The sequence below is a fragment of the Dorea sp. AF24-7LB genome (genome assembly GCF_003478575.1).
Lineage (GTDB): Bacteria > Bacillota > Clostridia > Lachnospirales > Lachnospiraceae > Dorea_D > Dorea_D hominis.
The window spans coordinates 1-10918 of sequence record NZ_QUFR01000022.1 but is presented as its reverse complement, the minus strand read 5'-3'; the positions used below and the strand labels follow the sequence as shown (position 1 = coordinate 10918).

The window sequence follows — 10918 nt, the reverse complement described above, 5'->3', positions numbered from 1 at the left end:
GCTTTACAGAGCTTGACAGAGGGGGTATTCAGAATAACTCAAATTGAATAGGAAACAGTTTCTAATAGTATCTCATATGGGTTTACCTTACCTCAGATTGACAGAGAGTGACAATAGGTTGGAGCTCTCCTAAGCGAGGGGTCGGAGGTTCAAATCCTCTTGGCGACGGGCTTCAAAGCGTTCGAAAATGTTAGCTGGATTAGCTGACAACGAACGCTTTTGTTATTTTCTAATCACGTTCGTGACACAAAATTCCATTCAAAATGATCCATTTCCAGCTAACATTTGGGTTGCATTCCTGTTTTCGCTGAGTGTTATTCTGTATCTGATCCTGTTTGCAGGAGTTTTCGTAGATACTGTACTGGATATGACAAGAGAACGTATTATTGATTTTATTATATCGTGAGGAGGATATGAAAATGAGCGAAAACAATGATTATATTCAGTTACCACCACTAAAAAAAGACACACCAGCCGATGTGGTAGCATTTATGTGGGAGTACATGAAAGTACCGGAGGATTCAAGAGAAAAAGTTAAGAATCTGCTTAAAGATGCAAATGAAAATGGAGTAAAAATAAGTCATCAGGCACCACACTGTATGATGTTGTTCCGAAAGAAGAAATTGCTGAATTTGAAGAGCTTATGCGCAAAACCATAGCTGAAATTGTATCAGAAGCCAGTAGCGTTGCCTGTTGGGTGTATGTGCAGAAATATGTGAAGCACAAAATCCTAAATGAAATGCTGCAAGAATTGCCAGATGTAGGTCAATTCATCCTAGCTATGGATACCTGATTTGAAAAACTGATGGAGAAATAATCTAGGAAAATAGTTTAAAGTTTACATGTTATGATCATGTATGAAGTTGGAACGAAATAAAAGAATTGTGCTATACTATTGTTTAAGAAAAAAACTCATTGACATATTTCAATCTATTTAGGAGGATAAACGATCATGTGTACAGCAGCAACTTATAAAACAAAAGATTTTTACTTGGGACGAACCCTCGATTATGAATGCTCTTATGGTGATCAGATAGTAATTACACCACGTAATTATGCGTTTAATTTTCGCCATGTTGGCGATATGAAAAATCATTATGCAATTATTGGAATGGCTCATGTTGCAGAGGATTATCCTTTATGAAAACCATCAGATCAGTGCAGTAGATATGCATGTAGAAAATCTGGATAGTGATAAAATAATTTGTTATCCAGTAATTCAAGGAGAACGAATCAACTATCAAAATAAATAATGTTTTGAAATCAGGGATGAGGTAGAAAGGAAAGTTCCATGACAAAAGATAAAGTAAAAAAACTCAGGATGGACAGTCCGGAATCACTACAGTTTTTAAATAATGCTACAAAATTTTATAATTTAATGATGATGTATCGTTGTGCTATTCGGGAGATACAAACTAAACTTGAGGTTTTGGATGATGAATTTTCAGTTGAGAACAATCGAAATCCTATTTCTTTTATAAAAACAAGAATTAAGAAGCCCAATAGTATTTACGATAAACTGCAGAAGATGGGATATGAATTTACAACAGAAAATATACAGACATATCTCAATGATGTAGCAGGCGTTCGAATAGTTTGTGCGTTTATTGACGATATTTATATGATATCAGATTTGATTACCCAACAGGATGATATTAAAGTTATTGAAATAAAAGATTATATAAAAAATCCAAAATCGAATGGTTATCGAAGCTATCATATGATTGTTGAAATACCAGTATTTTTTGCTAAGGGTAAAACACCTATGCGTGTAGAATTACAGATTCGAACCAATGGTATGGATTTTTGGGCAACATTGGAACATCAACTTCGCTATAAAAAAGGAATTGAAGAAATGCCTGGCTATGATGAGATAAGTGAAGAATTACTTCATTCTGCAAGAGCTATCATTGAAGCAGATAATGAAATGCAGAGAATAAAAGACAAAATTGGTATGTTCCATGAAATTTAGGGAGAAAACTAAGCAAGTAGGAAGGTGGAATATATATGAAACAAGATACTTTAGAGGGCAAAGCAAAAACAAAAAATGGGGTAAAGCGGCTATGTTTTTCCATAATCTGCATTCTTCTGGAAGTGATTTTTATTATTACTATCGTAACACGCTTGAATGAATATGCAGAAATCATAAATTTATTTACAAGGATTTTGAGTGGGATCTTGGTTTTGGGATTGTACGCATCAAATAAGACATCCTCTATGAAAATGCCTTGGGTCATCTTAATTCTAATTTTCCCAATTATGGGTGTAGGCCTGTATTTGTTGATTGGTTTGAATGGTGGCACACATAAAATGCGTGAGCGATATGCAGAAATTGATAGCAAATTGTTACCAATGCTTCCGGACAGTCAGGAGTGTTTGAGCAGAATAAAAGAAGCAATTCCGAAAGCAGGAAATATAGCAAGTTACATACAAAGAAATTCGCAGTATCCAATCTATCAGAATACGGATATTGTGTATTTTGATGAAGCAGTGAAAGGATTAGAGGCACAGCTTAAGGATTTGGAGAAAGCACAGAAGTTTATCTTTATGGAATATCATGCGATAGAAGACGCTGAAGCATGGCATAAGATTCAAGATGTTCTGGAAGAGCGAGTAAAAGCAGGTGTGAAAGTTAGAGTATTCTACGATGATATGGGTTCTATAGGCTTTATTAACACAGATTTTGTGAAAAAGATGGAGGCAATAGGAATTCATTGCCGTGTATTCAATCCATTTGTGCCAGGTTTAAATCTGTTTTTGAACAATCGTGATCATAGAAAAATAACAGTTATTGATGGAAAAGTCGGATTTACAGGTGGATATAATCTAGCAAACGAATATTTTAATTACACACACCCGTATGGACAGTGGAAAGATACAGGTATTCGTTTAGAAGGAGATGCTGTTCAGTCGCTTACGGTGACATTTTTGGAAATGTGGAATGCAGTAAGTGATAAGGATGCTAATGATTCTGATTTTAGTAAATACCTTTTCCACTATGATTATGCGGCACAGCAAACTGGGTTTGTTCAACCTTATGCAGACAGCCCTATGGATAATGAACAAGTAGGAGAAGAAGTTTATATCAGTATGATAAATAAAGCTGAAAAATATTGTTGGTTTATGACTCCATATCTAATCATAACAGATGAAATGACGCATGCGTTATGTCTGGCTGCTAAGCGAGGGGTAGACGTAAGAATTATCACACCTGGTATTCCTGATAAAAAATTCATTTATAATATAACTCGTTCTTTTTATCATGGATTAGTTAAACATGGTGTTCGTGTTTATGAGTGGACTCCTGGTTTCTGTCATGCAAAAATGAGTGTGGCAGATGACTGTATGGCAACTTGTGGAACAATTAATCTGGATTATCGAAGTTTATATCACCATTTTGAAAACGGCTGTTTTATGGCAGATTGTCAGGCAGTTGTGGAAATAAAAAATGATCTGATAAGAACGATGGGAGAATGTCGTGATGTGACAGACCAATATCAAACCGGACAAGGTGCATATTTGCGACTGGGACAATTATTTATGAGATTATTTGCTGGATTGCTATAAGAATCTGATGAAACGACCTTTCAAAAAACAGTTGATTTAGAAGTTAACTGTTTTTGAAAGGCCGTTTTTGCTATATCTAACAGTCTGTTGTACAAAGAAGATTTTGCATGGATGAAAAAAATAAACCTTGTTGAGGTTAAATTGAGATTGACTTTGTATTGTATAAGTATGAAATAAAAAGGAATCAAGTGATGTACAATGAAAAAGCATAAAATATGTAAAATCCTTCTTGTTATACTGGCAATTTTTTTATGTGTGGCTTTTTATGAATTGCTCGGAATCTGCGTTGCATATAAAAAGCAGCCGGAAGTGTCCAATACAACCAAAAAAGAAACAAAAAATGGGTCACGGAACGAATGCAGTGAAAATACAGAACGGGCAGTAATCATAGAAAAGAATCCAGAAGCGCTTTTACAAAGAGTGCGTTTGATCAAGAATGCAAAAAAGGAAATTATTCTTTCTACTTTTGCATTTCAATCCGATGAAAGTGGAAAATTGATTTTAGGAGCACTGCATGATGCGGCAGACAGAGGTGTACATATTCGTCTGTTAGTAGATGGAATGGAGAGCTGGATTGATATGGAAGGAAATCCGTATTTCTATGGATTATCTTCCCATGAGAATGTTGAAATTAAACTGTATAATAAGGCCAATCCGTTGAAACCGTGGAAAATGATGGGTAGAATGCATGATAAATATTTGATTACGGATGGAAAGAGATATATTCTTGGGGGAAGAAATACATACAATTATTTCCTGGGTGATTTTCCGGGGCATAAGAACTATGACAGAGACGTGTTAGTGGTTTGCGATGAACCTGAGAAAGAAAATTCAGTTAACCAGTTGTCAGAGTATTTTGAAACCATATGGAAGCAGGAAGACAGTGGTTATTTTCATAACAATAAAAAACTGGCAAATAGAAAATCTGTAAAGAACGCAGTTTTAGAGCTGCAGAACAGCTATCAGAAATATTTTGAAGAGAATAAGGAAAGAATCTGCGAGACCGATTATACGGACGAAACTTTTGAGACAGAAAAGATTACATTAGTGTCAAATCCTATTCACACAGGTTCCAAAGAACCAGTAGTGTGGTATCAGTTGGGAGAATTGATGAAAAATGCAAAAAATCGTGTGAAGATCCACACGCCATATATTATCTGTAATGATATGATGTATAATACATGGGAGGAGATTGCAGAGACCGTTTCAGATTTTTCTATCATGACAAATTCAGTTGCGAATAATGGGAATCCATTTGGGTCTGCCGATTATGCGAAAAACAGAAATAGAATCTTAAGTACAGGAATTAATATCTGGGAATATGAAGGTGGTTATTCATACCACGGAAAAAGTATTCTGATTGACGATGATCTGTCTGTAATCGGTTCCTTTAATATGGACATGAGAAGTGCTTATCTGGATACGGAACTGATGCTTGTAATACGCAGTAAAGATATTAATAAACAGTTAGAAGAAGGCATGATGGAATATGAAAAAGTGTCCCGCCAGATATTAGAAGGCGGAACTTATAATGATCCGTATCATGTAGAGCCAATTGAATTAACAAAGAAACGTCAGAGAAATATATTTTTGGTACAACATCTGCTTGGATGGGCAAGGTACCTGTTTTGATGAAGGAGGAAGAAAAACGTGTTTCAAATATTAATTGTAGAAGACGATAAAGAATTAAGTCAGCTATTCCAAAAAGTGCTTGAGAAGAATGGATATCAGGTCAAAAGTGCATCAGATGGGGCACAGGCATTAGAGGTATTGGATAGGGAATATATTGATCTGATCATTTCTGATATTATGATGCCGGTTATGGATGGTTATGAACTGGTATCGGAACTTCGTTCAGCAGGATATCAGATACCAGTACTTATGATCACTGCAAAAGGTTCCTTTGATGATATGCGCCAGGGATTTCTTTCGGGAAGTGACGATTATATGGTAAAACCGGTAAATGTGAATGAAATGGTTTTGAGAGTCGGGGCATTGCTTCGTCGTGCGCAAATATTGAATGAACACAAAATTGTGATCGGTTCAACAGAGTTTGATTACGATGCAATGACGGTTGCAACGGATAAGGAAAGTCTTGTTTTACCTAAAAAAGAATTTCTACTTTTGTACAAGCTTGCAGCTTCGCCAGGCCGAACATTTACAAAACAACAGTTAATGGATGAAGTATGGGGATATGAGACAGAGGCAGACCCACATACAGTAGAGGTACATATAGGAAGAATCAGAGAGCGTTTGAAAGACAATCCGGATTTCGAAATTGTAACCATGCGTGGAATTGGATACAAGGTGGTGAAAAAATAATGGAACAAAAGAAAAAAAAAGAATTGCGGATCCGATCCTGTCTGACTGGTGCAATCTGGCTGGCACTTGTATTTTCAACAGTCATATCTGCTTTATTATTTGCTTTTTTGAATCATTTTTTTAATCTGCCGGGCAGCATATCTGTGCTTGGCTGGCTTTTAATTTTCAATACATTGATTGCAGGGCTGATCACTTCCTTTATCAATGCAAAGTTACTGGAACCAATTACCAGACTTAGTAAAGCAATGAAGGAAGTTTCTCAGGGAGATTTTGAACAGCATTTGGAAACGAACAGCCGTATAGCAGAAGTTGGAGAATCTTATCAAAGTTTTAACGTTATGACAAAAGAACTTCGTGCAACAGAGGTGCTGCAGATGGATTTTGTATCTAATGTTTCTCATGAGTTTAAGACCCCGATTAATGCCATTGAAGGATATACAATGCTACTTCAGGGAGAAGAACTGTCTCCGGATCAAGAGGAATATGTAGAAAAAATCTTATTTAACACCCAAAGACTTTCCGGATTGGTTGGTAATATTTTGCTGTTATCCAAGTTAGAGAATCAGAATATACCAATGAAAAAAACAGAATATCGTCTGGATGAACAGATCCGCCAGGCATTTCTTTCATTGGAAACAAAATGGACAGAAAAAGAAATTGGTTTTCAGGTAGAATTGGAGGAAGTTAAATATACTGGGAATGAAGGACTTTTTATGCATATCTGGATAAATCTTTTGGATAATGCGATTAAGTTCAGCCCTTCAAAGGGGACAATTACGATGTTTCTGAAACAAGAACAGGATTCTGTTAAGTTCATTTTGGAAGATGAAGGACCAGGAATAGAGGATGATGTAAAATCCAGAATATTTGACAAGTTCTATCAGGTAGATGGATCTCATAAAGCAGAAGGAAATGGCCTAGGTCTTGCACTTGTAAAACGGATTGTAGATAGTGCCGGAGGAACAATTAAAGCAGAAAACCGTGAATATGGTGGATGCAGATTTGTTATAGAGCTGCCAAAGCAGAAAGATGAGATTATATAGTTTTAAGATAAATTAGAAGATGGGAGAATTTATATGACATTTTATCAGGAGTTGCAGTTAAATCAGGCAGGTTCTAAAAACCTGTTGAAAAAGAGTGAAACATTAAAAGAAAAATTATATCATATGTGGGTATATCTGGTGAAGATAGCTGTTACAATGGCATTTTGTTTTTTCTTTGTTAGTATTTTCAGCATCCTATTTGGAAATGAGAACAGCATTGTAGGTGTAGTAGTCTTATTATGTCTCATGGTGTTTAGAAATGCGGATCTGGGGATCCACACCGGACAATCTACGATGCTTTTGGCTTTGTTCTTTGTAATTATGACTGTATGTCCGCATTTAGCAAATCAGTTTTCACCGGTATTGGGAATGCTGTTAAATATTGCGGCACTGGATGTGTTGATTCTGTTCGGATGCCATAATCCATTCATGTTTAATCAATCTACATTGGCTCTTGGGTATCTGCTGCTATATGGTTATGATGTTACGGGAAAAAGCTATCAGATGCGATTAGTCGGAATGGCTTTAGGTGCAGCACTTACCTGCTTTGTATTTTATCGAAATCATAAAAACAGAACTTATAAAAGAAATCTGAAAGATCTGATACAAGAATTTGATATCACTTCTTCCAGAACAAAATGGCAGATATGTCAGATTTTATGCGTACCGATTGTCCTTTGCATTGCAGAACTTTGTAATATGCCACGTGCAATGTGGGCTGGTATTGCGGCCATGTCCGCGATTTTGCCGTTTATGGAAGATATGCACTACAGAGTCCGTAAAAGGATTGTCGGAAATATTGCAGGTGTTATATGTTTTACAGTATTATATTTTCTGCTTCCTTCGTCAATCTATGCATATATAGGAATTCTTGGTGGAATCGGTGTAGGATTTTCAGCACAATATGGCTGGCAGGCATTATTTAACACATTTGGTGCTTTAGCCATTGCTGCAGAGACTTATGGACTACAAGGAGCGGTTAGCCTTAGAGTGATTCAAAATGTTTTTGGTGTTGTATTTGCTTTAGCATTTTGTGTTATATTTTATTGGTTTATGTCTAAAAAAAAGGAAAGTGAGGTGACCGTAAATGCAGAGTGAAGTGAATCAGGAAGAAAATTTGAATAGAATTATTACGGTTCCTAATCTTCTTTCTTTTTTTCGGCTTTGTCTGATTCCGGTAATTATATGGAGTTATTGTGTAAAGAAAAATCCTCTGTTAGCTGGTGAAATCTTATTGCTGTCTGGTCTTACGGATCTTGCTGATGGATATATCGCAAGAAGATTCCATAGGATTAGTAATTTAGGAAAAATACTTGATCCGGTGGCTGATAAGCTGACACAGGCAGCGATGTTAATCTGTCTGTTTACTCGTTTTCCGCATGTGCTTCTTTTAATCGTAATAATGGCAGGTAAGGAGCTGTATATGGCAGTTAGTGGATGTCTTGTGATACGAAAGACAGGAAAAGTACATGGTGCAGACTGGCATGGAAAGATAGTAACCTTTTTATTATATGGAACTGCAGCGGTGCATATTATATGGTTCCACATTACACCGATGGTATCAGATTTGTTGATTGGTTTGTGCGCTATAATGATGGTCATATCGGTCGCTCTGTATATTATCCAGAATACCAGGACTCTTAAGAGAGAGAATGTATAAGCAATTTTATATTGCAATGACTAGAAAAATATTTAGGAGAAGATAGATATAAACAGTAAGGATCAATGGAGTACTGACACCGGTACTGCTTCGCATGGATGATAATGAAGAATATGAAATGGTGTTCGGTCACAGAAGAATGCATGCAGCACAGCTGGCAGGACTTACGACAATTCCGGCAATCGTAAGAGAATTACCGAATGATGATGCCATTGTGGCAATGATGGACGCTAACATTCAGCGAGAGGAACTGTTGCCGAGTGAGAAAGCTTTTGCTTATAAGATGAAACTTGAGGCAATGAAAAGGCAGGGAATCAGAGCAGATTTAACTTTGTCTCAAAATGAGACGAAGTTGAGATCGGATGAAGTCTTGAGCAAGCAAGTTGGGGAAAGTAGAGCTCAGGTACAAAGATTTGTACGATTAACAGAGCCTATTCCGGAACTTCTTGATTTGGTAGATAACAAGAAGCTTCAATTCACGGTTGCCGTTGATATCTCTTACATCGATAAGGAAATACAGGAATGGATCTACGAATATATCAGTGATACTGGTCTAATAAATCCAGTTCGACATCTGTAAGACGTAATCCTATAAAATGTCTGTGATTCAGTTCTTTATCTTTTTTTTTGTTCTCATACTCCTCCTTCCGTTGAGACTATTCCTCCTACCGGGAGTCCACGTATTTTAATATCGGCTGCCCCTTCCGATATTAGAAATAGTGCTGTGAACACCTTTAGGTGGAACCAACAGACAAGTGAAACGTCTGTTATTGAGAGGGTATGGGGAGATCCCCATCAAGATAAATCCCATAGGAGAACAGGATGCCAAATGGCAATACTGTTAAACATGGGTGGATCTTGCTCTGTATGTGTACCCTTCTATATAACGAAACGCTCAGAGGCTGTTTTACAGTGGGGGAAAAGAAAAAATATCAAAAAAATGATGATTAATGGTGAGCTTGTGATAGAATGAAAAAAAGAGAAAAGCATAAAGGATGTAGTTGTGGAGAAAATTTGTTATGATTAGAAAGTTGCTAAACGGAGATATCGATAGAGTTGCTGACATATGGTTAAAGACAAATCTGAAAGCACATTATTTTATTTCCAATCAATACTGGAAGAGTAATTATGAATTAGTAAAAGAAATGATGTCACAATACGAAGTTTATGTGTTTGAAGCAGATAAAATGATACAAGGATTTGTAGGATTAAATGATGAATATATCGAAGGTATTTTTGTCTCTGATGAGATGCAGTCATGTGGCATAGGTAAGCTTTTATTGGATTATATTAAGGATAAAAAAGTCAGATTACAATTAAATGTATACCAGAAGAATATCAGAGCAATTTCTTTTTACCAAAGAGAAGGGTTCATTATTCAATGTGAAGGTTTGGATGAAGCTACTGGTGAAAAAGAGTACACCATGCTATGGAAACGAAAATAGAAATCGAAATTTGAAGGTGCGATTGATGAAAATTATTGAAGTTAAAGAGAATAAAAAACAATATCTTGATTTGCTCCTATTAGCAGATGAGCAGGAAGATATGGTTGACCGTTATCTTGATAGCGGCAAGATGTATGTACTTGATGATAATGGGGTCAAGTGCGAGTGTGTCATAACGGATGAAAAAAATGATATACTCGAAATCAAGAACATTGCTACAGTTCCAGAATATCAAGGGAAAGGTTATGCAAGAGCCTTAATTGAGTTTATTGTTAATAATTACAGAGAACAATACGCCATTCTGCAAGTCGGAACAGGCGATAGCCCACTGACAATACCATTTTATGAAAAGTGTGGTTTTGTCCGTTCACATATTATATCAAATTTCTTTATAGATAATTACGATCACCCAATCTACGAGAGCGGAGTACAGTTAGTAGATATGGTGTATTTGCAAAGACCTTTATAATTAACTTCCAGTTGTTGAACTGAATCCGAAAAGCATTAGGGCGCAGAGGAGATAGAATCCTTTGTGTAAAAGACTAACGAACATATTTAATGAAACATCGGAACCATCTTCTTTTTGTTGTCTACCTATAATAACGATTGGAGTAGTCGATTATAGACACTGCAATCAAAAAAATCTGAAAATATATTTATCAACATTACATAAAAGTGTGTAGATGCACATAAAATGGGAATACATATTGAAATTCAGGTCGTTCTGTGATAGAATCTCATTACTAAAAAGTGTGCAGATGCACGGAAATGGGGAGTGTAACGATGGAGATTAAGAGAGACGCTTACCTACAGCAGCTGATTGAGCGAAAAGATAATGGAATGATAAAGGTGATTACCGGCATTCGTAGATGTGGCAAATC

The 10918-nt window shown here is 36.3% G+C and carries 11 protein-coding genes and 2 pseudogenes; all 13 read left to right on the top strand.

All coding sequences use genetic code 11. The features are described 5' to 3' along the window. Positions 1–187 precede the first annotated feature (187 nt). The 13 genes and pseudogenes from DWY31_RS13645 (at position 188) to DWY31_RS13580 (ending at position 10506) form a co-directional block, all read left to right on the top strand. Positions 188–406: a hypothetical protein gene (locus DWY31_RS13645; RefSeq protein WP_118520954.1), complete on the top strand. Its 219-nt coding sequence runs from the start codon at positions 188–190 to the stop codon at positions 404–406. A gap of 13 nt (positions 407–419) precedes the next feature. Further along, positions 420–659 (top strand): hypothetical protein, encoded by a 240-nt coding sequence (locus tag DWY31_RS14620; RefSeq protein ID WP_330411928.1) that lies wholly within the window; start codon positions 420–422, stop codon positions 657–659. A gap of 293 nt (positions 660–952) precedes the next feature. Then, positions 953–1141: pseudogene (locus DWY31_RS13635) on the top strand (linear amide C-N hydrolase); the annotation flags it as partial. A gap of 150 nt (positions 1142–1291) precedes the next feature. Next, on the top strand, positions 1292–1972 hold the full coding sequence (locus DWY31_RS13630) for a GTP pyrophosphokinase (protein WP_117538431.1): 681 nt from the start codon (positions 1292–1294) through the stop codon (positions 1970–1972). A 35-nt stretch (positions 1973–2007) separates the two neighbouring features. Continuing rightward, positions 2008–3567 carry a cardiolipin synthase gene (cls, locus tag DWY31_RS13625; RefSeq protein ID WP_117538430.1) on the top strand — a complete coding sequence of 520 codons (1560 nt, stop codon included), beginning with the start codon at positions 2008–2010 and terminating at the stop codon, positions 3565–3567. 198 nt (positions 3568–3765) lie between these two features. Then, positions 3766–5199 carry a phospholipase D family protein gene (locus DWY31_RS13620; RefSeq protein WP_117538429.1) on the top strand — a complete coding sequence of 478 codons (1434 nt, stop codon included), beginning with the start codon at positions 3766–3768 and terminating at the stop codon, positions 5197–5199. Positions 5200–5217: 18 nt separating this feature from the next. After that, positions 5218–5889 (top strand): response regulator transcription factor, encoded by a 672-nt coding sequence (locus tag DWY31_RS13615; RefSeq protein WP_117538428.1) that lies wholly within the window; start codon positions 5218–5220, stop codon positions 5887–5889. Beyond that, on the top strand, positions 5889–6932 hold the full coding sequence (locus DWY31_RS13610) for a sensor histidine kinase (protein ID WP_117538427.1): 1044 nt from the start codon (positions 5889–5891) through the stop codon (positions 6930–6932). The genes DWY31_RS13615 and DWY31_RS13610 overlap by 1 nt, the downstream gene beginning before the upstream one ends. Before the next feature lie 33 nt (positions 6933–6965). Beyond that, positions 6966–8030: an FUSC family protein gene (locus DWY31_RS13605; protein WP_118520952.1), complete on the top strand. Its 1065-nt coding sequence runs from the start codon at positions 6966–6968 to the stop codon at positions 8028–8030. Beyond that, entirely contained in the window at positions 8020–8592 is a 573-nt protein-coding gene (locus DWY31_RS13600) for a CDP-alcohol phosphatidyltransferase family protein (protein WP_117538425.1), read from the top strand. The genes DWY31_RS13605 and DWY31_RS13600 overlap by 11 nt, the downstream gene beginning before the upstream one ends. Positions 8593–8644: 52 nt before the next feature. Then, a pseudogene (locus DWY31_RS13595) lies at positions 8645–9157 on the top strand (ParB/RepB/Spo0J family partition protein); the annotation flags it as partial. A 454-nt stretch (positions 9158–9611) separates the two neighbouring features. Next, on the top strand, positions 9612–10037 hold the full coding sequence (locus DWY31_RS13585) for a GNAT family N-acetyltransferase (RefSeq protein WP_118288810.1): 426 nt from the start codon (positions 9612–9614) through the stop codon (positions 10035–10037). Positions 10038–10062: 25 nt separating this feature from the next. Further along, complete coding sequence (locus tag DWY31_RS13580) at positions 10063–10506, top strand: GNAT family N-acetyltransferase (RefSeq protein ID WP_117538423.1); 444 nt, start codon at positions 10063–10065, stop codon at positions 10504–10506. Positions 10507–10918 lie beyond the last annotated feature (412 nt).

Bases quoted from the DNA above. Each gene is read 5' to 3' on its own strand.
- DWY31_RS13610 (WP_117538427.1), top strand. From the start codon at position 5,889: ATGGAACAAAAGAAAAAAAAAGAATTGCGGATCCGATCCTGTCTGACT.
- DWY31_RS13600 (WP_117538425.1), top strand. From the start codon at position 8,020: ATGCAGAGTGAAGTGAATCAGGAAGAAAATTTGAATAGAATTATTACG.
- DWY31_RS13620 (WP_117538429.1), top strand. From the start codon at position 3,766: ATGAAAAAGCATAAAATATGTAAAATCCTTCTTGTTATACTGGCAATT.
- DWY31_RS13645 (WP_118520954.1), top strand. From the start codon at position 188: ATGTTAGCTGGATTAGCTGACAACGAACGCTTTTGTTATTTTCTAATC.
- DWY31_RS13630 (WP_117538431.1), top strand. From the start codon at position 1,292: ATGACAAAAGATAAAGTAAAAAAACTCAGGATGGACAGTCCGGAATCA.
- DWY31_RS13580 (WP_117538423.1), top strand. From the start codon at position 10,063: ATGAAAATTATTGAAGTTAAAGAGAATAAAAAACAATATCTTGATTTG.
- DWY31_RS13605 (WP_118520952.1), top strand. From the start codon at position 6,966: ATGACATTTTATCAGGAGTTGCAGTTAAATCAGGCAGGTTCTAAAAAC.
- DWY31_RS14620 (WP_330411928.1), top strand. From the start codon at position 420: ATGAGCGAAAACAATGATTATATTCAGTTACCACCACTAAAAAAAGAC.
- DWY31_RS13585 (WP_118288810.1), top strand. From the start codon at position 9,612: ATGATTAGAAAGTTGCTAAACGGAGATATCGATAGAGTTGCTGACATA.
- cls (WP_117538430.1), top strand. From the start codon at position 2,008: ATGAAACAAGATACTTTAGAGGGCAAAGCAAAAACAAAAAATGGGGTA.